Origin of the sequence: Paraburkholderia phosphatilytica (assembly GCF_003443895.1) — a bacterium.
GTDB classification, from domain to species: domain Bacteria; phylum Pseudomonadota; class Gammaproteobacteria; order Burkholderiales; family Burkholderiaceae; genus Paraburkholderia; species Paraburkholderia phosphatilytica.
On sequence record NZ_QQOA01000002.1, the window covers coordinates 33,441 to 58,427 of the forward strand.

Consider the following 24,987-nt stretch of genomic DNA (forward strand, 5'->3'; position numbering starts at 1 on the left):
TTAGCGCGCGACCGTCAGCCGCCAGCCTCCCATCAGATCGAAGGGTGCCCAGAAAAACGGATGCGAGAAGCGCGGGTCCCGCAGAACCGCCAGCTGTGCGGTTCGCATCGCGTCGATCGCTTCCTGTCCTTCGGTGAGCTGCGTGTAAAAGGTGCGCATGGTCAGCGCGCTGGATTCGTCGGCAACCGGCCACATCGACACGATCAGGCTCGTCGCGCCCGCGTAGAAAAACGCGCGCGTAAAACCGAGAATCTCATCGCCACGCGCGATCCGGCCCAACCCGGTTTCGCACGCGGACAGCGTCACCAGCGCGACGTTCTGCAGCTTCAGGTTGTAGATATCCTTCGCCAGCATCAGATCGGGACCATCCGCCGGTTGCGTGGCCGGCGCGAGCAGAATGCTCGAATGGAGAGGGTCGACGGTGTCGGCTTCAGCATGCGTGGCCACATGCAGCACGCGGCCGCCGGGCGCGTTATCGCGGAAGCTCACCCGCGTCGCGTCGCTATGCAGGAAGATCTCGTTCTTCGCGAAGAGCGGCGCAATGCCCCGCACCTCGGCTTCGGCGCCCGGCAGCGCGAACGGCGGCGCGATCTGCGGATTGCCGAACGCAACCAGATTGCCGCTGACCCGCTGCTGCCGCTGCGACAGCTGCACCGCGATGCTCGCCGATGGTTCGAGCGCGATCGGGTGCCGCTGGATCAGAAAACCGTTGCTGTCGTGCAGCGCCTGGAACGGCAGGTAATGCAGCGCGCCGTGCGGCACGATGATCAGGCGCTCGTCCTTGCGCAGACCCAGCGGCGCGATGAGCAGCGCGTCGAGCTTGTCGCCGTAGGTGATCGCGGTTGGGCGGCGCCGGACGATCGCATTGCGAAAATCGGTGACCGCCGCGTCCATGTCGGCACGCGCGATCGGCAACGTGTGCCCGGTCAATCCATCGCTGCGGATCACCCAGACCACCAGCGTCTTCGCGAGACTGTGATATTCGACGATCGCTTCGTTGGGTTTCAGCATGCGCCGCACCACATCGAGGCCGGGCACCTGACCGTTCAACTGCTGGTTGTCGACGCCGGCATCGACCTGGTTCCGTACGACATCCAGCAGCGCGCGCGCACGGCTGCGCTCCGACAGATACCATGCCGCCTCGTAGTCGCCCGTATCGAGCGTGAGGCTGATGGCCTTCTCGAACACCGATTGCGTATCGCCGAACAGGCCGGTCTTGAATTCGTCGCTACGAAACCGCGCACGGATTTTTTCCGAATCGTCCACGGCGTGCAGATAGGCCTCGCGCGCGTGCGGCTTGTCGCCAAGCGCGAGATACGCGCGGCCGATGCCTTCGTGAGCCCACAGGCGGTCATAGCTCGCATCGGTCGAATCGCGGCCGGCCAGCAGCTTTTCGAACGCGCGCCGCGCCTCGTCGGGTTTGCCCTCGGCGAGCAGCAGGTTGCCTTCGATGCGCCGATACTCCGGCGCGACATCCGGTGCGGCCGCTCCACCCGCGGCATCGAAAGTCTTGCGTGCGTCGGCGGTATCGCCGGCGGCGATCTGCGCACTGGTCACCGACAGCAGGACCAGCGGCTTGTAGCGTGGCGAGGCGGTCTGGAGTGCCTGGTCATAGGCCGCGATCGCGGCCTGCGGATCGCCGCGGCGCAGCGCGATGTCGCCGAGCACTTTATTGGCCGGCGCAAAGACCTGCTCGGGCGCTTTGGGATTCGACGCCAACGCTTCTTTGGCATAGCGCTCGGCGTCGTCGAGGTCGCCCGCATAGCTGTAGGCGATCGCGAGATCACGTTTGGACAGTGCGGCGAGGTCGCCATTGTCGGTCTGCTGCGCGACCACCAGGGCCCGCGCCGCGGAGTCGATGCTGTCGCGGAAGTCTCCGCGTTCGGCTGCCGCAACCGACATGCTGCAGTAATCGTACGCAGGCAGCTTGATGCGATCACGGGACAGCAGCAGGTGCCCTTCGGCAGTCAGCGACTTGAGCGTTTCCGCGTCGCGTTCGCGCTCGCTTGCCTCCCGGAAGCCGATCGATTCCGGCGGCAGTCCTCCACCGACCGGGCCCGACGAACCGTTGCCCGCGGGCGCCGCGGATGGCGGTTGTGCGCCAGTTGCAGGGGCAGCAGAGGCGGCATGAACCGCTCCGCCGGGCACGCACATGCCGAGCGTCGCGGCGAGCACCGTCAGCACCGCGGCAACGCGCGTAACGGCCAGGCCAACGTTATCCCGCATGATGTGCGTGGCGATGCACGTCCTCCCGATCAACAAACCTTTGAGTTCGTTCACATGGAGTTCCTGCGGGGCAAGATGGTGACGCAGAACGACCCGCCGCCGGCGCCGATGCGCCAGCGCGGACCATCGCACAAAACCGTCAATTGCCAGTGGTAAACGAATGAACCCGCTGGTTTTTTAAATCGCCGGCCGCCTGTTGCCGCCTGTCGCGATCCAACGAACCTCGATATAGTCGAACGGGCCACGCGCAGGCTGTCGTGATCGACAGCACAGCGAAGCGTCGGGCGGTTTAAAAAAAACGGTCCGTCATTCGTCTTTCAGATACACGCGCGTGCGCGTGAGGTTGGCGCTTGCGTGCGCGGCGTGCAGCCGCCGGACCCTTCCACGGAGCGTGGCTCGATGAGTAGCCCCGATGACAAGACGGTAATAGTGCGGCCGCCGTCCGAACCTGACGGTCAACCCGCCAGCGCCGAGCCAACGGACGACGACGACCGTACCGTCGTCATGAGCACACCTCCCGCGCCCGGCAGCGCGCACCAGGCACTCGCCAACGGCACGCGTCTCGCCGAATTCGAAATCGTCGGATTGATTGGCGAGGGCGGCTTCGGCATCGTCTACCTGGCCTACGATACCCAGTTGCGCCGCAACGTTGCGCTGAAGGAATACATTCCCGCCGCGCTGGCCGCGCGGGTCGGTCTCGCCGAAGTGACGGTACGCTCGGAGCGTCATGCGGAGACCTTTCGCGCGGGGCTGAAGAGCTTCATCAACGAAGCGCGCCTCCTCGCGCAGTTCGATCATCACTCGCTCGTCAAGGTCTACCGGTTCTGGGAAGCCAACGGCACCGCGTATATGGTGATGCCGTACTACGAAGGCGTCACGCTGCGCGATACGCTGCGTCAGCAGCGTGAAGCGCCCGACGAAGCGTGGCTGCGCGGGCTGCTCGGCCCGCTCGTCGACGCCCTTGCGGTATTGCATGCGGCACAGTGCTACCACCGCGACATCGCGCCCGACAACATCATGCTGCTCAAAGGCAGCGGGCGTCCGCTGCTGCTGGATTTCGGCGCGGCGCGCCGGGTCATCGGCGACATGACGCAGGCGCTGACGGTGATCCTGAAACCCGGCTACGCGCCCGTCGAGCAGTACGCGGAAGTCGCTTCGATGAAACAGGGTCCGTGGACCGACATCTATGCGCTCGCCGCGGTCGTGTACTTCGCGATCCAGGGAAAGACGCCGCCGCCCTCGGTAGGCCGTCTGCTGAGCGATAACTACGTGCCGCTCGCGACGACCGCCGCGGGCCGCTACACGGAGCGATTCCTGCGCGCGATCGATCATGCGCTTGCCGTGCGTCCCGAAGACCGGCCGCAGAGCGTTCACGCGCTGGCCGAAGAAATGGAGCTCGCCACGCAAACGCCGGCGAACGCGAACGGCTCGAACAGCACGAGCAGCGCGATGAGCTTCGCCGGCGAAGGCACCGTGATGCCGCGCGCGGAGCGAACGGGTCAGGCCAGCGCAGCCGCGACGCCGCCCGCGACACAACCGGTCGAAGCGGCGCGGAGTTCGCAGGCGTCGCCCCGAACGCCGATGCCGCCCGGCGCGGCATCGGCGCTTGCTGGCGGTGACGCAAAGCGCGGGCGCACGGGGATGATCGCGGGGCTGGCTGCAGGTGTCGTGGTGCTGGTGGCCATCGGCGGCTGGGTTGCGCTGCATCGCCCAGCCACGACGACATCGACGGCGTCCAGCAGCGCGCCTGCTTCTGCCGTTCCGCAGGTCACGCCACCGCCCGCGCAAGCTGAGACCGCGCAACCGCAGACCGCGCCGGGTGCGCTTGCGCAAGCCAGTGCACCGCCTGACACAGGCACAACTGCCGCAGCTCAACCACCGGCTTCGCCCGACAACGCGGCCAGCGCAGCGGCGGCTGCAGTGACCGCAGCCGCAGCGTTGCCGCCCTATACGCCTGGCGGCGAGTTCGACCGGATCGTCTCGCTGGCCGACCCGTCGTTTCACGTGACGGTCGGGCTGCGCAGCGCTACCGCGCGCATCGGCAAGGACCATCTGCAGTTCAAGGTCAGCAGCAGCCGGAACGGCTACGTGTATGTGTTCATGGTCGATCCGGCTGGACAGTACCTGATGATCTTCCCCAACGGCATCGACCGGAACAACGCGATCGGGGCGCAGCAGACACTGTCGTTGCCGCGCGCGAACTGGCCGATGCTTGCGGGCGCGCCAGCAGGACCCAACCAGTTTCTGGTGATCGTGTCGGCCGCGCAGCGCGATTTCTCCGACGGCGGTCTGCACGGTACTTCGGTGTTCCAGGGATTCCCCGCCGACGCACAGCGCGAAGCCGCCGCGCGCCGTACCGCCAGCTATTCGCCATTCGCCGGCAAGCCGAACTGTGCGGCTGGCGTTACGGACTGTCCGGACGCGTTCGGCGCGACGACGTTCCGGATCGACGTCGTCAATTCGTCCACGTAGTCGCGTCCGGGTCCGCGCGCCGAACGTTGCAGGAGCAGACAGCATGCGCACGTTCCGTCCGCTGTTCGCGCTGTTGATGACGCTGGCCGGCTGCGCGGCCAACAATCCCGCCACCACCGTCACGTTCGGACCGGCGGAGACGGCGAACGCGTCCCGGGAAACCGTGGCACCTCCACCGTCACCGGCATCGCCACCACCGCCGCCCGTTCTGGCACCGGTCGATGCGGTACCGCAGGCGCAGATGCCGGCCGTGACGAGCGCCCGGTCCCCCTCCTCTGCGGACCAGACTGGCAAAGCGGCGGTCAAGAACCCAGTTGCGAATTCAACCGCAGGCGCGCCAACCGGCTTTGCGACGCGTCACGCGTCCTATGAGGCTGCGCGCTACGCCGATCTGCCCGGATGGAGCAGCGACGATCTCAGCGCCTCGTGGGGCGCGTTCACACGAAGCTGCTCGGTGCTCGGTACGCGCAGCGGCTGGGCGGAGCCGTGTGCCGCGTCGCGCGCGGTGGATCCGCACGACGCCGCGGCCATCCGGCAATTTTTCGAAGCGAATTTCAACGCGTACCAGATCCGCAATACCGACCGGACGCCCGACGGCACGCTGACCGGCTACTACGAGCCGCTCCTGAACGGCAGCCGGCAATACGGCGGCGCGTACATCTATCCGGTGTATGGCACACCGGACGACATGCTCTACCTCGACGCGCGCCGTCTGCCCGATCGCGCGCGCGGTACCACGACCGCCGCCCGCATCGACGGGCGTTCGGTGATTCCATTGGCCGACGTGGACGTGGGAAATCTCAAGGCGGTATACGCGCTGGATCTGCGCGACAGCGTTCCCGATATCCGCGACAAGAAAATCCGCCTGCGGCTCGATCACGATCGTATCGTCCCTTACTACAGCCGCGCCGAGATCGAAAGCGGCGCGCTGAAGGCGCCGATTCTTGCGTACGTCGACGACCCCGTGATGCTCTATTCGATGCAGTTGCAGGGCGCCGGCAAGGTGCGCATGCGCGACGGCACGATTCTCCGCTTCGCGTACGCCGAGCAGAACGGCCGGCCTTTCCTGCCGCCCATCGCGCACAACAATCGGAGCGGCACTCACCGGATCACCGTGCGCGGCATGGAGATGCAGATCGACGTGACAGACGACGACACCCCCGCCGCGCTCGCCACCACGCCGGAATCGCCCGCAAATCATGTCGCCGGCGGCACGCAAGGCGGTGCACCCGCTGCCGCGGCGGACGACGACGAACCGGTATCGCCGCTGCTGCGCGGCTTCAGTCTCGTCACCGCGACGACGCCCGCGGCAACGACGCCCAGCGCAACAGCGCCGCCCCGCCACGGCTTCGCCACCTCCGATCCCAGCTACGTGTTCTTCCGCGTGATTCCCGATTCGCCGTACGGGCCGGTGGGCGCATTGGGTGTGCCGCTATCGGCGGGACGCTCCGTCGCCGTCGATCCGCGCACGACGCCGCTCGGTGCGCCGGTATTCGTGTCGACGCGCGACGACCCCCAGTCGCCCGGCGCCATCGACCGGCTGATGATGGCGCAGGATTCCGGCGGCGCGATTCAGGGCGCGGTGCGCGCGGACTACTTTTACGGCTTCGGTCAGACGGCGCAGGCGCAGGCGAGTCACACGAAAGAGCAGATTCGCATGTGGATCCTGTTGCCTAAAGGACTGCACATCGCTGCGCAGGAAGCGGGTCTGAAAACGCGGGGGATGGCACCGGCCGCACCGAGCGCCGACTGCCTGGTCAGCGACCCGGCGTTCTGCGTGGATGACGCGCCGTAGGCGGCGACTGCCATTCACGCGAGGCTAGCGCTTGATCTCCATCGGGCGCCATTCGTCTTCGCCTTGGGGTGGTGTCCAGCTGGTGCCCGCGTTGTCGGCAATCGGCTGGTATTTGCCGTTGGGCATGCGCGTGAGAAATCTGCACCAGTCCTCGATGTCGCCATCCCAATCGATGTGAAGGCAGAAGCGACCATCGGCGGAAATACTCCAGCGACCATTGGCAGCGCGCAGCCGTTTGAACGGGTCGCCGCGCATCCAGTAGGCGGTCAGCGTGCCGTCCGGCTTGTTGGTCCAACGGCGGTAATCGCCCGAGAGACTGATTCGCGACACCGCGGCGCCGGGCAACAGGTTCAGCAACTCCGCCCGGGTGAGTCTCGGAAGCGACGAACCCGGCGGGTGCAGAGGCGCAGCTGGGTTCTCTCTGTTGATCGAAGCCGTCGGACCGGGGATTGCCTGCGCGGGTGCGGACGCCGATGGTGGTTGCAGTTGCGCTGGCGACGTCGATGCACCCTCCGCTACGGCAGCGCGTTTGCCCTGCTGCGCGTCCTGCATCGCGGGAGGCGTAGCGGTGTCCTTCGATGGATGCTGTGCGTCGGACGGCGCGGGTTGTCCGGACTGAACCGGACCATGTGCGCTGGTGCTGCCGCCCGAGGCCACCTTGGGTGCGGCGGCGCGGCGTTCCTGGGTTTTGCGCTTCTTTTGCGCGTCATCGGCCTTGGGCTGCGATGCGGTCTCGAGAACGAAGTCGACTCGTTCGAAGAAGCCACGCGCTTCACGCCGATCGCGAACCGGGTAAGCGGTTTGGTGCTGCGAGCCCTGCCATGTCCGCAGCGTCGACGCGACGTCGAAGCGCCACAGCGCAAACGTGCCGCATGCCGCACCCGCACATAACAAAGCAGTGAACCCTCTACGCGTGGCGAACATGATCGGTCCAAGATGTGCGAGGCGCTCAAACATCCGTTTGGACTTGCAACCCAATTGCCAATTAACCAGATCAAATCCGTCCTCGCAACTGGAGATTTACCGGGGGCTGGATAACTGATCGCATCCCCAACTGCTCCCATCTCCGCTACTCTCCGTCAGCCTCCATCATCTTGCGCAGCAGGAACAGCAGTGCGATCCGTTCAGCCGGATTGAGCGAGCCGTACGTGCGCTCGGTGACTTCCTGGGCGAACGGAATCGTACGTTCGATCAGCGCGATGCCGGCCGCCGTCGCACGCACGACGAGCTTGCGGCCGTCTTCCGGATCCGCGTTCACTTCGATCAAAGCGCGGGACTTCAGACGGTCCACCACGCCACGGATCGTCGCCTGATCGATCCACGTCGTCTTCACGATGTCGTTGAGCGAACATGAGCGCTGCTCCATGACCGCGCATAGCGTCACGAACTGCGCCGCGGTCAGATCCGAGTCCGGGATGGCCTCCTGGAAGATGGAGACGTGCCGCTGATACGCGCGGCGCAGCAGATGACCGATCTGGTCGTGAAAGTCGTATGGGTCTTTCTGTGTCGTCATGGACGTGCGGGTTGGGAACACAACGGGGAATAATCGGGGAACACACCGTAAAGCCAGCGGGAGCCCACGGACACGTCAGCGTGGCTGCGTCATGCCCGGCCAGACGATCTCGAGCTCGACGCCGATGGAACGGGCAAGACCGTCGAGGCCCGGAAACAGCGACGCGTTCGTGATATTCATCCGGTACAGCCATTTCATCGCGTCGACGCGCACGCTGAACGGCAGCACGATCTTGTGCAGCAGCTCCTCGGAGGTCTCGTAGCCGTCGAGAATCTCCTGCAGCGGCCGGTCGATCACGCCAGGCACCACGAACGTGCCGGACTGCGCGATGAGCCGGTCATCCATCTCCGTCGGCTCGCCGAACCAGATGACCTCGTTCGTGTTGCAGAAGAAGTACTGGTCGAAATGCCCTTCCACGCGCGGATCGATCACGTCGCGCGTCAACCCGGGCTTCGCCCTCGGCAGCGCGCGGTTGTTCCAGAGCGCCGGCGTGTTGAGCGCGAAGATGGCCGAATCGTCGGTGGCGCGTTCCAGCGCGAAGAATGCCGCGACGAAGGGGCTCTTCGTGAAATCGAGCAGACGCGTCGGCGCGCCGTGGTGCTGCATCAGCGCGAGGCATCGCAGGTCGTTGACGAGCAGTTCCGGGTGTTCGAGAAAGTTGTGCGCCTTGCGCCTGAACACGCGGATTGCGCGCTCTTCGCGCGCGCGCCACTCGTTCCTGTCCAGCACGTAGGCGCGCATATAGCGGGACAGCGAACTCTCCAGCAGCCACCTCGACGTCTGCTGACCGCGAAAAGCCCAACCGTCGAGCGTCGAGGTCAGTTCCATAAACTGGCTCCAGCTCGATAGAACAGTCGTCTGCATGGCTCCTTCCAACTGACGGTGTCACGGGTCGTTGTTCCCGCCGGCAAGCAGTTTGATCCACCCGCGATCCACCGCGCCGGCTGTCGTGACTATATTGCCGCAATGATGAAACTAGCAAGGCGCGCGCCCATGCAGTCGAACACGGTTGCGCCGGCTAGCGCTCCGAGAATCGCGCGGGCTGCACGCGCGCCCCGCCCTCGCGCGCGGTCGCGCCTGCGTCGAAGCCCTGCGGCTGCGTCGTCTTCTCCGCCTCGACACGACCTTGCAGCGGCCTTTCCGGATGCAGGAAGATCCACAGCAGCGCGCCGCAACCCGCGGCCACGCCGATCAGGAACAGCCCGCTTTCCCAGCTGCCCGTCACTTTCACCACGTACGCCACCGTCACCGGGCCCGCGACGTTGGAGAGCGCGCCCCACACGTTGGTCCAGCCCGACATCACGCCGGTGAACTCGCGGCCGAGATCCTGCGTGGCCGACCAGACCACCACCTGCACGAAGCCGACCGCCGCGAACGACAGGCACAGCAGTGCGATGACCGAGGGGATCGTGCTCGCGCGCGACGCGCCGATCAGCGCCGCCGCACTGACGATGAAGCCGATCATCGCAACCGGTGTGCGCGCCCAGTAAATCGAGCCGGTGCGTTTGAGGATCCGGTCGCAGATATAGCCCGCGACGAATACCGCGAGAAACACCGCGATCCACGGCAGCGACGCATACATGCCCATCGCCTTGAGCGACAGTCCGCGGGCGCGCATCAGATAGGTCGGCAGCCACGTCGTGTAGAAGCTCTGGATCAGCACGAGCAGGAAGTACTGGATGCCGAACACCCAGAAGCGCGGCTGACCGAAGCAGCGCAGGAATGCGCCGCGAACCGGCGGATTGTCCGCGGGCTGACCGGCCGCGATGAATTCGGCCTCATCCTGCGTGATCAGCGGATGCGCGGCAGGCGTGTCGCGAAAGCCGATCCACCAGATCGCGCCGAGCACGAGACCGAGCGCACCGAAGCCGTAGAACACCGTATGCCAGCCGAACGCTGCAATCGTCCATGCCGTCAGCGGCGCGGAGATGATCGGGCCGAGATAGAGACCGGCGAGCAGCACCGAGTTGCCCTTCGCGCGTTCCGCGCGCGGAAACCAGCGCTTGATCGCGACCACCCCGCTCGACCAGTCGCCCGACTGCGCGCCGCCCAGCACCAGCCGGCATCCGAACAGCCACGAGAAGGTTGCGCCGAACGGCGTCACGATCATCATCAGCGACCATAGCGCGCTCGTGCCGAACAGCACCTTGCGCGAGCCGATCTTCTCGGCCATTCGACCCGCAGGCATCTGGCCGACCGCATAGGCCCAGAAGTAGACCGTGAGGATCATCGACATCTCGACGATCGACAGCCCGAGTTCTTTCTGGATGGTCGGCGCGGCCACCGTCATGGCGGCGCGGTCGAGCGTCATCACGAAGGTAATCGGGGCAATGAGAAACGCGACGATCTTCCAGCGCAGATTGCTGACGTTGTGCAACATGAATCGCTCCCATGCGTGTAGCGCGCTCGTGCGGCGCATCGGTCACCGACCATCGTCGCTCCGGCCGCACGACAGCCGAAGCCTCGTTCCGTAACGCTCCCCGCTCACCCGCTTCCACTACTACCTGCTACAGCGTGCATGCATTGCATGCGCGTGCCGCGGTCAGGATTCCGTCGTCACGCCGATCGCGATCGCCTGCTGCGCGCGCGCATCGCTTGCGATCGCAGCGAGCGTCGCGGCATCGGCGGCATGGATGCGCATCAGCGTGTCGCCCGCGCACACCCGCTGGCCGACGCGCACCAGCAGGTCCACGCCCGCGCCCTTGCATGCGGGCGCGCCTGCGTCCCGCGCGACGCCGCCGATCGCCCAGCCGTCGATCTGCGTGACGATGCCGCCCTCTTCCGCGACGACGTCCGTGCAGCATGCCGATGGCTCGACGCGCGTCATGCGGCCCTGCGCATCGACGATCCGGTCGAACGCGCGACGTGCCGCGCCGCTTGCGAGCAACTGCGCCGCGATAACGCTGCCTTGCTGCACCGTGCCGATTGTCGGCGACCACGCCAGAATGTACGCCGCGAAGCGCAGCGCTTTCTCGCGCAGATCCGTAGGCGCATGCGCGTCGTTGTCGAGCACCGCGCAGGCATCGCGCAGTTCGAGCGCCGGGCCGATGCCGCGACCGATCGGTTCGCGGCCATCGGTGGGCACCGCTTTCACGATCATGCCCAGGTCCGCGCCAACCTGCTCGAACAAGTCGCCGAGCTCGCGCGCCTCGCGCTCGTCGCGAAGCTTCGCATAAGGGCCATACGGCAGATCGATCACGACGTGCGTCGCGCCTGCCGAATACTTCTTGGAGAGAATCGACGCGACCGACCAGCGCCGCGTGTCGAGCTGCAGGGGCCGCACCATCGCGTTGGTCACGTCGTCGACGAACGAGTGATTGAGGCGGCCATTCCACGCGATGCAGCCGCGCGCCGCGTGCGCAACGCGGCGCACCTCCGCGGGGTCCAGATCGACGCGCGCAATCGCCTCCATCGAGTCGGCCGTGCCGGCTGCTGACGTGATCGCGCGCGACGACGTTTTCGGCATCAGCAGCCCGAACGCCGCGACGATCGGCACCACGATCAACGTGATGCGGCTGCCGGGCACGCCGCCCATCGAGTGCTTGTCGACGACGATCGGCTCGCCCCAGTCGAGCCGCGGCATGCGGCGCGTACGCGCACGCGCGAGCGCGCCGACTTCGGCGTCCTGCAGCTGGGTGACGAGCACCCGCAGGATGTCCGCGGATTCGTCGTGCGTGAAGCGTTGCGCCGCGATGCTGTCGACGAGACGCCGGTACGCGGCTTCGTCGAGCGTCGCGCCGGCGCGCTTCGCGAGAAAATCGTCCCAGCCGGCGCTGGGTGTCACGTCCGCGCGTTCATGGGCGACCGCTTCGAGCGTCGCGACGAAGCGTTCGATACCGAGCGCGGCGCTGCCGTCGTTCATGACCTTGATCGCGCGAATGCCGTCGGGCATTGGCGCGACGCCGCGCGCCAGCCGCGCCGCGATCTCCGCGGCGGTTTCGCGGCCGCGCGATGCGATGCGCGCGGCGAGCACGCCCGCAGGCGCCGTCACTTCGATCACGACGAGTTTCGATACGCAGCCCTGCAGGAGCGGAATCGCGGCGCGCGAGCCGTTCGCGATCACATGCTGGCCCGCGTTCAGATCGTCGACGAGCGACGCGGCCAGTCCGTAGCGCAGACCGTGCGCATGCCACGTGATCAGAAAGCGCTGCGTCGCTTCCAGTGTCGCGAATTCAGCTTCGGTGACGCCGATGTGGGCTTCGCCGGGCGCGCCGCTCGGGCGCGTGATGGTGCGGGTCGCGAATACGAAGCCGTCGCGCGCGGCGAACGCGGCGCGCGCACCGTCGATCAGCGTGTCCTTGCCTGCTCCGCTCGGCCCGACCACGAAGAAGAAAACGCCAGAGGCGGGCATCGCTTACTCGGCTTCGTCGAGGCCGATATCGACTGCGGGCGCCGCCTGCATGATCTTGCTGGTGGAGATGTAGTCGACGCCCGTCTCCGCCACCGCACGGATCGTGTCGAGCCGGATGCCGCCCGATGCTTCGACCTTCGCGCGTCCCGCGATCAGTTCGACCGCGTGACGCATGTCGGGCACCGACATGTTGTCGAGCATGATCACGTCGACGTCCGTTTCGAGTGCTTCCGCAACCTGATCGAGGCGGTCGCATTCCACCTCGATCTTCGTGAGCATCGGCACGGTCTTGCGTGCGCGCGCGACCGCCGCCTTGATGCTCCCGCAGACGGCGATGTGGTTGTCCTTGATCATCACACCGTTGTCGAGGCCGAGACGGTGGTTCAGGCCGCCGCCGCACGCTACCGCGTGCTTTTCCAGCATCCGCAGGCCCGGGGTGGTCTTGCGGCTGTCCAGCAGACGCGCCCTGGTGCCTTCGATTTCCTTCACGTAGCGCGCGGTCAGGTTGGCGATGCCGGACATCCGCTGCACGATGTTGAGCGCCGTGCGCTCGGCCGTCAGCAGGCTGCGCGCGTTGCCGCTGACTGTCATCAGGATCGCGCCCTGTTCCGCGTGCGCGCCGTCGTTCAGGCGCTTGTCGATTTTGAGCGTGGGGTCGTAGCGTTCGAAGATGCGAGCCGCGACGTCGATGCCGGCGACGATCAACGGCTCGCGCGCGTTCATCGCAAAGGCACTCGTCGCATCGGCATCGATCATGGTTTGCGCGGTCAGATCGCAATAGCCGATGTCTTCAGTCAGCCAAAGGTCGATCAAACGGTCAACAGCAAAGCGATCGTACATATCAGTCCCCCAGTCGGGTATTTGGAAGGCGCACGAATCCGCTCCGCGAAGCCAGCAGCGGAACCTGTGATTCATAGCGTACACACTTAAAAAATACGCAACAAGAATTTATCGCTTGCTGAGCATCGGGGTTAACCATTCCAGCTATTTGCTGAAAGTGTCTGCGGGTTTCCTGGGTCCGGCTGTTAGACAGATTGCTAAATAAAGTGTGTACGCTTGTTTAGTGCGTCCCGAGCGGGCGCGACCAGGCAGCGCCGTTCTATCTCCACGTCGGAATGACGGATGCGGCGAGCAGCGCGCCCATCGCGAGATTGAGGATGTGCCAGTGGCGAGGCGTCCGAAAGAGCCGCGCGAGCAGCACGCCGAGCGCGCACCACAGCGCGAGCGAGATGCACGCGGCCACGCCGAAGGCCGTGCCGAGCAGCATCGCAAGCCGGTGCGGACTGCTTGCGAGCAGCGCGAACGAAGCCGCCGCGCCGACCGTCATCGCCCAGCTTTTCGGGTTGAGCCATAGCAGCAGGACGCCGCTCACGAGCGTGACAGGACGCGCTGGACCGTCGCTCGTGTGCGGCGGCCCGTTGTGCGCGATACGCCATGCAAGCCACAGCAGATACGCGGAGCCGATCGCCTTCACCGCCGTTTGCAGCGACGGCATCGCGAGCAGCAGACCGCTCAGCCCGAGCGCGGCGACGGCGGCGAGCAACGCGAGGCCCATCGCGATGCCGAGCATCAGCGGAATCGACCGTATGAAACCGAAGCGCGCGCCGGATGCGGTGGCGAGTGTGGTCGCGCCGCCGGGCGTCACGGTCGCGACGGCGACGAACAGCAGAAGCGGCAGGATCGAGGTCATCGGTGTGCATCCGGATGAGTGAGAGGTGCACTGTACAAATCTGCAACGCGTCGCAAAAGCTAATAATATTGATGCGGTCCATTACGCCGCTTAATGCGTGAACGAGGCCTGAATGAACCCGAACCTCGATCTCGATCTGATCCGTACCTTCGTTGCTGTCGCCGATAGCGGCAGCATGACGGTCGCTGCGAATCTGCTGCACATGACGCAAGGCGCCGTGAGCCAGCAGGTGAAACGCCTGGAAGACGTGCTGGATCGCCTGCTGTTCGTGCGCAAGACGCGCAGGCTGGAGCTTTCGCGCGACGGCGAGCAGTTTCTCGTGAATGCGCGCAAGCTGCTGCAGCTGAACGACGAAATCTGGGCCGACGTGACGGGCCAGCCATTGCGCGGCGTCCTGCGCGTGGGCGTGCCGTACGATCTCGTGACGCAGATCGGGCCCGCGATGAAGGCATTCGCCGAAGCGCATCCGCACGTCGACGTTTCGTTGGTGTGCGCGGCGTCGCCGGAACTGCGTGACGCAGTCGACAGCGGCCGTGTGGACGTGTCGCTGGTCGAATGTCCCGCGAGCGAAGCCGAAGGTGAAGTGGTCCGCATCGAGCCGCTGGTGTGGGTCAACGGGCGCGGCAGCGATGCGTGGCGCAAGCGCCCGTTGCCGCTGTCGATGGTGGATGGACGTTGCGCGTTCCGTCCATTGGTGCTCCGCGCGCTCGAGGACGGAGGCATTGCGTGGCGCTCGATGTTCGAGAGCGGCAACATTGAAGCGACCGCCGCGACGGTACGTGCAGGTCTTGCGGTCACGGCCTGGCTCGTCTCCACGGTGCCGGCGGATCTGGAGACGCTCACGCCTCAGGCAGCCGGCTTGCCTGTGTTGCTTCGGGTCGCGATCTGCCTGCTATTGCCCGCAACGGTACAGCCGGCGGCGCAGGCATTCGCGCGCCATGTACGTGAATCGATGTCGAACGACTCAGTGGCCACCGCTAGCGAAGATTGCATCGCGTATAGCGTTTGAAGAGCGATCCATCGCTCTTCAAAACAGCCCCGGCAGCACCCGGAACTTCACCCGCGCCTTGTACGCGCGATAGTTCGGATCAGCGGCAAGCAACCGCTCTTCCCGCACGATACGACCTGCCTGCAGCGCGAACTGGACCCCGTAGACGACGAGATTCCACAGCCCGAAGCTGGTCAGCAGGAAACCGAGGTCCGTGACGAAGTAGCCGAAGTACATTGGGTGCCGCATGAGGCGGTACGGGCCGCCGGAGACGACGCCGCGGTTCGCCGGCAGAATGCCGAACGACGCTCTGAGCGTTGCCTTCGCCGCGAGTTGCCAGCCGATGCCGATCACCTGCAGCGTCGCGCCGACCGTCTCGGGCACGAGCCGCACGCCCGGCGTCAGCCGGATCGCGAGAAAGTAGTACGTGCCGCAGATCGCGCAGACGAACGCGATGGGCGTCCAGTCGCGCCGTACCGGCACCCGCGCGAACAGCGCCAGCCCGACGGTCAGGCATTCAGCCACCACGAGCAGCAGCAGCGTGATGCGGGCGGGGTCCGCGCGCCAGTGCACGATCGCGAACCATGCGAAGGTGCCGAGCAGAAACGCCGATGAGCCGCGCGCCACGAGTTCGAGCAGCACGTTCGGCACACGCGAAACGCGAATGCGTTCCGGCGCCTCAGCCAGCCCGATGGTCGCGGTCGGTGCAATCGCGTGCGCGGCCGGTGCGCCGCTGATGCCATTCATGGTGCTCTCCTTTCCTGACTATGGATCTATGCGTTCCGCCGCGTCCCACGCACAATCAAGGCACCGCAATGCCCATCTGCGTGCCGATCGCCGGCAGCAACTGGCGCAGTATCTGGATGAACGCCGGTCCGAGCAGCACCAGTACGAGCGACGGAAAAATGCAGAAGATCAGCGGAAACAGCAGCTTCACCGCGATCTTTCCCGCGGCCTCCTCCGCGCGCAGCCGGCGCTTCTGGCGCAGGTTCTCCGAATGCACGCGCAGCGAGTCGCCGACACTCGTGCCGAATCGCTGGGTCTGGATCAGCATCGCGACCAGCACGTTCAGGTCGTCCACGCCGGTCCGCATCGCGAGGTTCTTCAGCGCGTTGTCGCGGCTCAAACCGGCGCGCAGTTCGAGCGTCAGCAGCTCGAACTCTTCGCTGAGCTTCGGGCTCTTGATGTGGATTTCATCCGCGACTTTCACGATCGCCGCATCGAGACCGAGCCCGGCTTCCACGCAGACCGTAAGCAGATCCAGCGCGTCCGGGAAGTCCTCGAAGATCACGCGCTGGCGTTGTTTCACCCGGTGGCGGAGATACAGGTTCGGCGCGTAGTAGCCGAGCGCGGCCAGCACCAGCACGAGACCGATCAGCAGATAGCTCTCCTGACCCGCGAGGTAAGGTCCGACCGCGACCAGCACCGTCAGTGGCACGCCGAAGATCAGGAGCGTTTTCGCGGCGAAGTACAGCGCCGGCGCCGACGGGTCGCGCCAGCCAGCATGCATGAAGCGGGTTCGCAGCGCCGACTGTTCCCAGCCCTCTTTCGGGACCGACAGCTTCGCGAACGGCTTCGACGCCTCGACGATCCGCTCGACCCATTGCGTGTCGCGCGGCTCTTCATCCGACGGCGTGCGCGCGGCGCTCTGCAGGCGGTCTAGCCGTCGCTGCACCGAGTTTGGCGTCAGGATCGCGAGCGCCGCGAACGTGACCGTCAGCACGATCACGAAAACCGCGCCCAGCAGCAGGAGTTGCACGGTGGTCATCGCCGGCATGATTTCACCTCTTTTCGTTCCGCAGAGTTCATCGGCATTCCCGAGCGCTACACGTGGATGCGGATGATCCGCCGCATCCAGACGAAGCCGAACATCATCGCAACCAGCGATCCCTCCACCATTTTCTGGCCGGCCGGGTCGTTCCAGAGCACGGGCAGCACCTCGGGGTTGATGATCGACATCAACCCGCCGAGGCCGAACGGCATCAGCCCGAGTATCCAGGCCGAGAGCCGTCCTTCCGCCGAGAGCGCCCTCACCTTGCCGAGCAGCGCGAGCCGGCTGCGCACGATCTGCGCGATGCCGCCAAGAATCTCCGCGAGGTTGCCGCCGCTCTCGCGCTGGATCAGCACCGCGATCACGAAGTAGCGCAGGTCCGCGAGCGGCACGCGCGCGGCCAGATCGCCAAGAGCATCGCCTAAAGGCACGCCGAAGCTCGTCTGGTCGAACACGATGCGAAACTCCCGCCCGATCGGATCAGGCATCTCGTCTCCGACGATCCCCAGCGCCGTCGTAAACGAGTGACCAGCCTTCAGCGTGCGGCTCAGCATGTCCGCGGCTTCGGGCAGCTGTTCCTCTATCTTCGCGAGCCGCTTCTCCCGTGCGCGGCTCACGCGGAACGGCGCCGCGGCAGCGGAAAACAGCATCAGCGCGATCAGCAGCAGCATCGGCACATGAAACAGGCTGCCCACGCAGAACACGATGACGGGCGGACAGATCGTGTAGAGAATGAAGCGCTCCATCGACCAGTCGAGGCCCGACTGCACGAGCCGCCCATCGAGCGCCTGAATGTGTGGGATGCGCTGCAGCGCGCGATCGACGAGCGGCGATGCGCTGAGCGTGCGCTCCTTGAGGATCGATACAGCGTGCTGCCCCGCGGTTCCCTCCGCGCCGATCGTGCGGATGCGGTTGCCGAACCGCTTCGCCGCGTTGCTGTGATGACTGCGCCACCACAGGTAGCCGGACTCGATCATCAGCGTGATCGAGAAGAACACGAGGATGGCAAATCCGTAGAAGAAAAAGTTCACGACGCTCCCCTCTTCTGTCTGTGTCGAATGACCGCGCGCTACGCCATCAGACGCCGCGCCGGGTCGTACAGATCGTCCGGCACCGGCACGCCGAATTCGCGCAGCCGGTCGGAGAAGTTCGGCCGCACGCCGGTCGCGGCGAAATAACCGTTGACCTTGCCGTTACGGTCCACGCCGGTGCGCCGGAACGCGAAGATCTCCTGCATGTTGATCACCTCGCCTTCCATGCCGGTGATTTCCTGGATGCTCGTGATCCGCCGGCTGCCGTCGGTCAGTCGCGCGACCTGGACGATCGCAGTGATCGCGGAGCTGATCTGATGGCGCGCGGCTTTCTGCGGCATGCTCAGGCCCGCCATCGCGACCATGTTTTCGAGGCGCGTCAGCGCGTCGCGCGGCGTGTTCGCGTGGATCGTGGCGAGCGAACCTTCGTGGCCGGTGTTCATCGCCTGCAGCATGTCGAGCGCTTCCGCGCCGCGCACCTCACCGAGAATGATGCGGTCCGGCCGCATCCGCAGCGCGTTGCGCACCAGCGAACGCTGCGTGATCTCGCCCCTGCCCTCGATGTTCGGCGGACGGGTTTCGAGCCGCAGCACGTGGGCCTGACGCAGCTGCAGTTCGGCCGCGTCCTCGATCGTCACGATGCGTTCGTACGAAGGAATGCAGCCCGACAGCACGTTGAGCAGCGTGGTCTTGCCACTGCCGGTGCCGCCCGAGATCAGCATGTTGACCTTCGCGGCGGCCAGCGCTTCGAGCATCTGGATCATCTGCGGCGTGAAGCTCTGGTTGCCGATCAGGTCGTCGATGGTCAGCGGGTTCACCGCGAAACGGCGGATCGACAGCAACGGCCCGTCGATCGCGGACGGCGGGATGATGGCGTTGATCCGCGAGCCGTCCGGCAGACGCGCGTCGACCATCGGGTTCGATTCGTCGATCCGGCGCCCCACGTTCGACACCATCTTCTCGATCACCTTCATCAGGTGACCGTCGTCGTAGAACGTGACGTCGGTCAGTTCGAGCTTGCCGCGCCGCTCCACGTACACCTGCCGGCTGGTGTTCACGAGAATGTCGGATATGGTCGGGTCCGCGAGCAGCGGCTCGAGCGGACCGAAGCCGAGCATCTCGTCGCGCACGTCGCGGATCAGATGACGCCGCTCCACTTCGTTGACGGGAATCTTCTCCTCGTCGACGATGTGCTCGACGAGCCGCGCGATCTCATGCTGGATCTTGTCCGGGGACAGGCGTTGCAGCTTTTCGAGCTCCACCCGCTCGATGATGGTCTGATGCACGTTGCGACGCATCTCCTGGTAGGCCTTTCTCGCCATCCGCATCCGGGCGCCGTTTTCGTCGCGCAAGGACGCGTCGCCGTCCTGGAAGAACTGCTCGCGCAAAGTGGTCACGTTTTCCATGTTCATCTCCTCTCGAATCAGGCCCGTGCCGCCGCCGGCCTGCGAAACAGTCTGCCCAGCAAGCCGTCACCACTGGATTCCTGCTGTGGCAGAATGCCGAGCGCGAGCGCGCTCAGGCCTTTGGCAACGCCGCTGCCGCGCGCGAGGCGCAGGATCGGCACGCCCTGGTTGATCGACTCCGATACGGATTCGCTATCCTCAGGAATCACGCTTTGCACGCGAATGCCGAGCGTTTTCTCAAGCTCAGGCAGACCGAGCGGCCCTTTGCGGTGATAGCGGTTCACCACCAGCCGGATGCGGTCGTTGCCATAACCGAGCGAGCGGAACATGTCGAGCAGCCGCCGCGCGCCGCGCAGGTACGGCAGGCTCAGCTGCACGACCGGCAGGATGCCTTCGCTGACGTCGAGCGCGGCGATCGACACGTTGCTCATAGTCTGACCGATGTCGAAGATCACGAGGTCGTAGCGATGCCGCACCAGTTGCACGATGCGCTGCAGGTGCTCGGGCTTGATTTCCTTCGCGCGCGCGGGGTCCGGCGCGCCGGCCAGCACGTCGAAACCCTCGCTCACGCGCGTGAGGCACGCATCGAGAAACGCTGGATCGAGCCGGTCGATCTGCATGCAGACGTCGGCGATCGTCGCGGGCGGTGTCGCTTCCGTCACGAGGAACGCGGCTTCGCCGTATTGCTGGCTCAGGTCGATCACGAGCGCCTGCCTGCCCGCGGCCGACGCCGCGAAGCCGAGGTTCGCCGCGAGAAACGAGGTGCCGCTGCCGCCTTTGCACGACACGAACGAGATCACCTTCGCCGCGCGGCGGCCACCCTGGATGCGGTCGGCGATTTCCGCGATCGCGTGCTGCAGTTCTTCGCGCGGCGCGGGCCATTGCCGTACGTCGCGCACGCCCGTGCGCATCGCGCGAAGCGCAACGTCTGCCGACGGCTCCGGCGTCAGCAGCACGCAGGTCACGCTCGCGTGCCGCGCGGTGAGCGAGCCGAGCGCGTCGAAATCCTGTGCGCGCATCCGCGCGCCGTCGACGAGCAGCAGGTCGACGCCGTCGAGTTCCTGTTTGTGCGAGCACAGATCCGCAGGCGACGCGTGCGAGGTCCGCACCTGATAGTGCGAATCGGCGCCCGCGAGCGCGCGTCCGATCTCGCCCGCGTGCGCGGGGTCCGGTGAGATGGCGAGAATGGCGATCATGTTGGCGTCCTCCGGGCATCGGCCTGTGGTTAGCTGCAGGTCGGATTGGTGCCGCCCTGGCTGCTCAGGCTTTCGCGCGGCAAGGTCGTCGAGAACGACGGCAGCACCACCGAAAACGGCACGAAAGGCACGAGCGTGTTCACGTTGATATTCGCGACGCTGACCGTGACCGACACGCACGAAGTCGCATCGCAGCCCGACGGCGAATAGGCGACGGTCACGTTAGACGGCTGCAGCACCGGCAGGATGCGTTGCATGTCCTTCACGACCGGGTTGGTCGATGACTGGCTCGCGTTGACGTCGCACACCACTGCGACGCGCGCGCCGAAGCGTGTCGCCTCTGCGGCGGAGTTCCAGTAGAACAGTACACGTCCCATTTCCATGATGCCGATCAGCAGCATGAAGAACATTGGCGCGACGAGCGCGAATTCGACGGCCGCCACGCCGCGTTCGCGCCGCCGGTATCTGCGTTGTCGAATCAAGGTGGTGTTCATGCCTGCCTCATCGTGCAGCTGATGTCGCCGAAGATCAGACCGGCGAGGTTGAAATAGCCCGTGATCTGCGCGTACGGATACCCGGTCACCTTCACCTGCACCAGGTTGATCGTGTCGCCGCCCGGGTCCGTCTGCACGTTCTTGTACTGCCCGCTGCAGCCGGTCGTGTTGACCTGGTCGCACACCACCACCATGCCGGTAGTGAGACCGTTGACGAGCGGCGAGCCGCTGCAGCCGGTGTTGCCGTAGACGACGAGGCACTGCGCGGCGGCCGATGGATAGTCGGGCTGCAGCGGGCTGTACGACGACAGCATTCGCGCCGCGTCGCGCACCGATTTGTCGATCGTGTTGTACTGGTAGAACGCATGGCCGAACTCGGCGATGCCGAGCAGCAGCAGCACCATCGGGATCGCGAGGAACGCGAATTCGATCGCGACAGCGCCCTGCATGCGGCGAAGACGGATATGGCGTTGGCGCACGATCTTGCTCCTATTGCACGAGTACCGGCACCTTCGGCCCGATGCCGAGCGAGGTGCTGCCGGGAATGCCCTGCGTCGCGCACGGCGTGCCAGCGTTCGATGCGGACCCCAGGTACTGGATCATCGTGATGCCCTGCATCGGGTCCTTGTTCGAGTTGGTCGTCATCGGATGCAGCAGCAGCACGCACGCCCACTCGCTGACGGTCACGCTCGTGTTGCCGTTGAGCCCCGAGCAGTTGTCGACGATCGGGATCACCGCGAGCCGGCGGTCCGCGCCCTGCGTGTAGTAGCTGGACGACGGCGGGCTGGAGGTGCCGGTATAGAGATTCGCGGCCGAGTCGCCCTGATACGGCGTGAACTTCTGGCGCTCGGCGAGGAAATCCGTGAAGCTGCTTTGCTGCGAATTGCCTGCGCTGAGCCACGTGTTCGTGTACGCGTAGCCGGTGAAATCCGACGGACCATCCGCAGGTCCTTTGTATTGGCCGCCGGCATAGATGCCGAAGCGCGTGTTGTACGCGTTGGGCACCGAGTTCTGCATGCCCGGACTTGTGGTGAGCGTGGTCGAGGTCGGCAGGTTGCACTGGCCGGGGCCGGAGAACAGCGCGGCGTTCGCGCTTGCGCCGTTGCCCTGCCCCAGATCGATCCAGCCGAAGTTGCCGCTGATCTTGTTGCACGGCGCGGGCGAGGTCGAGCCGACCTTGCTGCACAGCCAGTCGTACACGTTGACGGTAGCGGGCGACGGCGGCTTGCACACGTACATCGGCAGTGCGCAGGTGGTCTGCGCCTGGGTCGTCGACGCGACCGCGGTGGCGGCGACGGTAGACGTGGCCAGCGTGGGAAACACCACGCTCATGAACCAGTTCGCGACGCCCGGCTGCGTGACCGTGCAGCGCACGTACGCGATCTGCGGCAGATCCGAGGTCGTGTAGCTGGTCTTGATCTGAAAAGGACCACCGAACGTCTTGCTGAACATCACGTTGCTGTTCACCGCGAGCGACGTCGCCTGGCTTTGCAGCAGCACCTTGTTCTGCTCGCCTGCGGTGATGCCGGCCGCTTCCGGCGTCGTCAGCCCGACGGCGCCGGTCAGGTCCCGCGCCGCGGAGAGCGCGCAGGCGTCCGCCGCGTTCGCCAGCTCGCTGCGCACGATATAGAGCTTGCCAACATCGAGCGCCAGTCCCGTGAATCCGATCAGCAGCACGAGCGACAGCGCGACCATGACCGCCACGGCGCCCTGCTGCTTTTCGCGGCCCGCATGACGGCGGGCTGGCCTGATTGCGCGACGCATCGTCGTCTCCCCGTGCTGACGCTTACTGACCGCCCGAGCCGCCGCTACTGCCGTTGCCGACGCCGATCACATAGACGTTCTGCGATGGCGTTGGCTGGACGAACGAGCGGTCGTAGTTGTCCATCGCGGCGGCAGCGGCCTTGCCGTCGATGCCGCCAGGTGTGGCCGGACCTTCCGGCGCGTCGGGATGGATAATCTGCGCCGCTGCGACGCTGCGCGCGGCTTCGCCGAAATGGGCGTCCCAGATCGGCGTGCTGGACATGCAGCCGCTCATCGGCACGCATGCCGCGATGACGAGCGCGACACGGCGCGCGGAGATGACAGGTACGAGTTTCATGAGAGTCTCCTTCGACGTTCGCTCAATGGACGGACGCGTGATTCGTCGCGTCCTGCGCGGTGCTGTCGTCCTGCGGTTGCGTTCCGGCAAGACGGGCGAGACGGGCCGCGTCGTGCTCGATCCGCGCGATGCGCTGGTCGTCGTTCGACGTGGGCCGTGGTGCTTCCGGCCCCGCGGGCGGGAGCGTGCTGATGGTTGCAGGGCGCACGGGTTCCTGCGAGACGGGTGCGGGCGATGCGGCAGGCGCAGGCGGCACAGGTTGCGGCATGGCTGGCGCCAGATCGTTCGCCGGAGCCATGGGGGCCGCTGGGTTCGGAACCGACTTCGGATGGCGGCCTTCCATGTTGCCGGTCGCGTAGACGTCGGCATCGCTCGGCTGCGAGAAGCTGTCTGTGGGCAGCGGCAGGTTCGCGGTGCGCAACGGCTGGACGAGATGCGGCGTGACGATGAAGACGAGCTCGGTCAGATCCTGCTGGAACGACGTGCTGCGCATCAGCGCGCCGAGTACCGGCACTTCGCCGAGGCCCGGCACCGCCTTCAGCGCGCCCGTCACGTTGCTCTGTATCAGGCCTCCGATCGCGAACGATTCGCCATCGGCCATCTGCACGACAGTCGACGCGCGCCGCGTCGTGATCAGCGGAATGATCGACACACCGCTGACGTTCGACGCGCTCAGCGTGACGCCCGTCGGCGAAAGCTCGGACACCTCGGGCGCGACCTTCAGGCTGATGTGGCCGTTCGCGAGCACGGTCGGCGTAAACTTCAGGCCAACGCCGAACTCCTCTTCCTGCAGCGTGACCGACGTGTAGCCGACGCTGCTGCTCTGCGGCACCGGAATGAAGATCTTGCCGCCGGAGAGGAACGACGCTTCCTGTCCGCTCGCGGTCACGAGGTTCGGCTCCGCGAGGATCTTCACGAGATCGTCGGTCTTCTGCGCGTCCACCGCGAGGTTGAACGGCCTGTTGTTCGCCTTGTTCGCGACGAAGCCGCTCGTCACGCCCGCGAGCAGGTTCGACACCAGCGCGCCGGTCCACGAACCGAAGCCGCCCTGGATGTTGACCGCGGAGCCGAGCTGCTTGATGAGCGTCTTCGATACTTCGGCTACCTTCACTTCGAGCATCACCTGCTGCGGCGCGTCCACCACCATCATGTTGAGCACGTCCGAAGGCTTCGTCGTGCTGCTCATCTGCTGGCTCACGCTCGTGCCGTTGCCATAGCTGCCCGATGCCGACTGCGACTGCTGGGTCGGCTGCGCGGCGGCATACGCGCGGGCGATTTCCATCGCCTGCTGCGCGGCTGGTCCGCTCGATACATGCCCGGACAGCACGAGGTTGCCCGCTGCGGTGGACACGCGGATGCCGCGCTCGTCGGGCATCAGCTGCGCGATCGACTGCTGCACACCGTCGGGATCGATGTTCACCGTCACGTCGATGATCTGGCAGTTGCCGCTGCGGCCCTCGACGATCATATTGGTCGTGCCGACGTTCAAGCCGACCACGTACAGCGTGCGCGGCGCGACGAGCGACGCCTGCGCGATGGTCGGATTGCCGATCGAGCGGTTGCGCACCGGCTCGGCAAGCGGGATCAGCTCCGACTTGCCGACCGCGACGAGCACGTTCGATTGCCGGCGGATCTCGCCCGAGCAGTTCGGGCCGCGCATCGGCACCGGCACTGCCGCGACACCGCCCGCGGCGGCTGCTGGCACGGGCGCCATGCTGATGGTCATCGGCTGCGGTGCGTGTCCTGCCTGTTGCGCGGCGGCGCCGTGCGCCGTCAGCAGTCCCGCACATACGGTGCCGGCGACGACCGCTGCTCGCACACCGCGCTGCGCCGGCATGCTCGCACGAAATTGCTGTGTGGTGTTCATTGCGTGGTTCCCCCGTTATCCCTGTTTCCCGCTGTCAGACGGCCGGGCCGCCTGGGTGGTCTTTCTGGTTGTTCCATTCTTTGCGG

General features: G+C 66.0%; 21 protein-coding genes. 3 read left to right on the forward strand and 18 right to left on the reverse strand.

The window, feature by feature from the left end:
* Positions 1-2,280: a CHAT domain-containing protein gene (locus DVS29_RS01965; RefSeq protein WP_338069318.1), complete on the reverse strand. Its 2,280-nt coding sequence runs from the start codon at positions 2,278-2,280 to the stop codon at positions 1-3.
* A gap of 345 nt (positions 2,281-2,625) precedes the next feature.
* Between DVS29_RS01965 and DVS29_RS01970 the strand changes: the two genes are divergently transcribed.
* A complete protein-coding gene (locus DVS29_RS01970; protein WP_118178768.1) occupies positions 2,626-4,698 on the forward strand; it encodes a protein kinase domain-containing protein in 2,073 nt (690 codons plus the stop codon).
* Between the two features lie 43 nt (positions 4,699-4,741).
* Complete coding sequence (mltA, locus tag DVS29_RS01975; RefSeq protein WP_118178769.1) at positions 4,742-6,493, forward strand: murein transglycosylase A; 1,752 nt, start codon at positions 4,742-4,744, stop codon at positions 6,491-6,493.
* A gap of 24 nt (positions 6,494-6,517) precedes the next feature.
* Here mltA and DVS29_RS01980 read toward each other — a convergent pair whose 3' ends face one another.
* The 7 genes from DVS29_RS01980 to DVS29_RS02010 form a co-directional block, all read right to left on the reverse strand.
* Entirely contained in the window at positions 6,518-7,417 is a 900-nt protein-coding gene (locus tag DVS29_RS01980; protein WP_124800584.1) for a hypothetical protein, read from the reverse strand.
* A 145-nt stretch (positions 7,418-7,562) separates the two neighbouring features.
* On the reverse strand, positions 7,563-8,006 hold the full coding sequence (locus DVS29_RS01985; protein WP_118178771.1) for a MarR family winged helix-turn-helix transcriptional regulator: 444 nt from the start codon (positions 8,004-8,006) through the stop codon (positions 7,563-7,565).
* A 75-nt stretch (positions 8,007-8,081) separates the two neighbouring features.
* On the reverse strand, positions 8,082-8,834 hold the full coding sequence (locus DVS29_RS01990) for an FRG domain-containing protein (protein WP_240655424.1): 753 nt from the start codon (positions 8,832-8,834) through the stop codon (positions 8,082-8,084).
* A gap of 190 nt (positions 8,835-9,024) precedes the next feature.
* Positions 9,025-10,386 carry an MFS transporter gene (locus DVS29_RS01995; protein ID WP_164707827.1) on the reverse strand — a complete coding sequence of 454 codons (1,362 nt, stop codon included), beginning with the start codon at positions 10,384-10,386 and terminating at the stop codon, positions 9,025-9,027.
* Between the two features lie 162 nt (positions 10,387-10,548).
* The gene (phnN, locus tag DVS29_RS02000; RefSeq protein ID WP_118178774.1) at positions 10,549-12,357 is read right to left on the reverse strand and encodes a phosphonate metabolism protein/1,5-bisphosphokinase (PRPP-forming) PhnN; all 1,809 of its coding nucleotides are present in this window, start codon (positions 12,355-12,357) and stop codon (positions 10,549-10,551) included.
* Positions 12,358-12,360: 3 nt separating this feature from the next.
* Positions 12,361-13,197: a carboxylating nicotinate-nucleotide diphosphorylase gene (gene nadC, locus DVS29_RS02005; RefSeq protein WP_118178775.1), complete on the reverse strand. Its 837-nt coding sequence runs from the start codon at positions 13,195-13,197 to the stop codon at positions 12,361-12,363.
* 259 nt (positions 13,198-13,456) lie between these two features.
* On the reverse strand, positions 13,457-14,047 hold the full coding sequence (locus DVS29_RS02010; protein ID WP_118178776.1) for a LysE family translocator: 591 nt from the start codon (positions 14,045-14,047) through the stop codon (positions 13,457-13,459).
* Between the two features lie 112 nt (positions 14,048-14,159).
* Here DVS29_RS02010 and DVS29_RS02015 point away from each other — a divergent pair, with 112 nt between their 5' ends.
* Positions 14,160-15,056 (forward strand): LysR substrate-binding domain-containing protein, encoded by an 897-nt coding sequence (locus DVS29_RS02015; RefSeq protein ID WP_118178777.1) that lies wholly within the window; start codon positions 14,160-14,162, stop codon positions 15,054-15,056.
* Positions 15,057-15,074: 18 nt separating this feature from the next.
* Here DVS29_RS02015 and DVS29_RS02020 read toward each other — a convergent pair whose 3' ends face one another.
* The 10 genes from DVS29_RS02020 to DVS29_RS02065 are packed head-to-tail and all read right to left on the reverse strand — an operon-like array spanning position 15,075 to position 24,901.
* Positions 15,075-15,782, reverse strand: a complete 708-nt coding sequence (locus DVS29_RS02020; protein ID WP_118178778.1) for a methyltransferase family protein — start codon at positions 15,780-15,782, stop codon at positions 15,075-15,077.
* A gap of 55 nt (positions 15,783-15,837) precedes the next feature.
* Positions 15,838-16,812, reverse strand: a complete 975-nt coding sequence (locus DVS29_RS02025) for a type II secretion system F family protein (RefSeq protein WP_118178779.1) — start codon at positions 16,810-16,812, stop codon at positions 15,838-15,840.
* Positions 16,813-16,859: 47 nt separating this feature from the next.
* A complete protein-coding gene (locus tag DVS29_RS02030; protein ID WP_118178780.1) occupies positions 16,860-17,837 on the reverse strand; it encodes a type II secretion system F family protein in 978 nt (325 codons plus the stop codon).
* 38 nt (positions 17,838-17,875) lie between these two features.
* Entirely contained in the window at positions 17,876-19,243 is a 1,368-nt protein-coding gene (locus DVS29_RS02035) for a TadA family conjugal transfer-associated ATPase (RefSeq protein WP_118179053.1), read from the reverse strand.
* 17 nt (positions 19,244-19,260) lie between these two features.
* On the reverse strand, positions 19,261-20,439 hold the full coding sequence (locus DVS29_RS02040) for a CpaE/TadZ family protein (protein ID WP_118178781.1): 1,179 nt from the start codon (positions 20,437-20,439) through the stop codon (positions 19,261-19,263).
* A gap of 29 nt (positions 20,440-20,468) precedes the next feature.
* Positions 20,469-20,933, reverse strand: coding sequence for a TadE family protein (locus DVS29_RS02045; protein ID WP_118178782.1), 465 nt, complete (start codon positions 20,931-20,933; stop codon positions 20,469-20,471).
* A complete protein-coding gene (locus DVS29_RS02050) occupies positions 20,930-21,382 on the reverse strand; it encodes a TadE/TadG family type IV pilus assembly protein (protein WP_118178783.1) in 453 nt (150 codons plus the stop codon). Before DVS29_RS02050 ends, DVS29_RS02045 begins: the two co-directional genes overlap by 4 nt.
* Before the next feature lie 40 nt (positions 21,383-21,422).
* A complete protein-coding gene (locus tag DVS29_RS02055) occupies positions 21,423-22,697 on the reverse strand; it encodes a pilus assembly protein TadG-related protein (protein ID WP_118178784.1) in 1,275 nt (424 codons plus the stop codon).
* A 22-nt stretch (positions 22,698-22,719) separates the two neighbouring features.
* Positions 22,720-23,034: a hypothetical protein gene (locus DVS29_RS02060; RefSeq protein ID WP_118178785.1), complete on the reverse strand. Its 315-nt coding sequence runs from the start codon at positions 23,032-23,034 to the stop codon at positions 22,720-22,722.
* 22 nt (positions 23,035-23,056) lie between these two features.
* Positions 23,057-24,901 carry a type II and III secretion system protein family protein gene (locus DVS29_RS02065; RefSeq protein WP_118178786.1) on the reverse strand — a complete coding sequence of 615 codons (1,845 nt, stop codon included), beginning with the start codon at positions 24,899-24,901 and terminating at the stop codon, positions 23,057-23,059.
* Positions 24,902-24,987: the final 86 nt, after the last annotated feature.

Coding starts and splice junctions, on each gene's coding strand:
- DVS29_RS02055 (WP_118178784.1), bottom strand. CDS start 22,697: ATGCGTCGCGCAATCAGGCCAGCCCGCCGTCATGCGGGCCGCGAAAAG.
- DVS29_RS02045 (WP_118178782.1), bottom strand. CDS start 20,933: ATGAACACCACCTTGATTCGACAACGCAGATACCGGCGGCGCGAACGC.
- DVS29_RS02050 (WP_118178783.1), bottom strand. CDS start 21,382: ATGCAGGGCGCTGTCGCGATCGAATTCGCGTTCCTCGCGATCCCGATG.
- nadC (WP_118178775.1), bottom strand. CDS start 13,197: ATGTACGATCGCTTTGCTGTTGACCGTTTGATCGACCTTTGGCTGACT.
- DVS29_RS02065 (WP_118178786.1), bottom strand. CDS start 24,901: ATGAACACCACACAGCAATTTCGTGCGAGCATGCCGGCGCAGCGCGGT.
- DVS29_RS02015 (WP_118178777.1), top strand. CDS start 14,160: ATGAACCCGAACCTCGATCTCGATCTGATCCGTACCTTCGTTGCTGTC.
- DVS29_RS02035 (WP_118179053.1), bottom strand. CDS start 19,243: ATGGAAAACGTGACCACTTTGCGCGAGCAGTTCTTCCAGGACGGCGAC.
- DVS29_RS02020 (WP_118178778.1), bottom strand. CDS start 15,782: ATGAATGGCATCAGCGGCGCACCGGCCGCGCACGCGATTGCACCGACC.
- phnN (WP_118178774.1), bottom strand. CDS start 12,357: ATGCCCGCCTCTGGCGTTTTCTTCTTCGTGGTCGGGCCGAGCGGAGCA.
- DVS29_RS01980 (WP_124800584.1), bottom strand. CDS start 7,417: ATGTTCGCCACGCGTAGAGGGTTCACTGCTTTGTTATGTGCGGGTGCG.
- DVS29_RS02060 (WP_118178785.1), bottom strand. CDS start 23,034: ATGAAACTCGTACCTGTCATCTCCGCGCGCCGTGTCGCGCTCGTCATC.
- DVS29_RS01970 (WP_118178768.1), top strand. CDS start 2,626: ATGAGTAGCCCCGATGACAAGACGGTAATAGTGCGGCCGCCGTCCGAA.
- DVS29_RS01990 (WP_240655424.1), bottom strand. CDS start 8,834: ATGGAACTGACCTCGACGCTCGACGGTTGGGCTTTTCGCGGTCAGCAG.
- DVS29_RS01995 (WP_164707827.1), bottom strand. CDS start 10,386: ATGTTGCACAACGTCAGCAATCTGCGCTGGAAGATCGTCGCGTTTCTC.
- DVS29_RS02010 (WP_118178776.1), bottom strand. CDS start 14,047: ATGACCTCGATCCTGCCGCTTCTGCTGTTCGTCGCCGTCGCGACCGTG.
- DVS29_RS02025 (WP_118178779.1), bottom strand. CDS start 16,812: ATGCCGGCGATGACCACCGTGCAACTCCTGCTGCTGGGCGCGGTTTTC.
- mltA (WP_118178769.1), top strand. CDS start 4,742: ATGCGCACGTTCCGTCCGCTGTTCGCGCTGTTGATGACGCTGGCCGGC.
- DVS29_RS02040 (WP_118178781.1), bottom strand. CDS start 20,439: ATGATCGCCATTCTCGCCATCTCACCGGACCCCGCGCACGCGGGCGAG.
- DVS29_RS01985 (WP_118178771.1), bottom strand. CDS start 8,006: ATGACGACACAGAAAGACCCATACGACTTTCACGACCAGATCGGTCAT.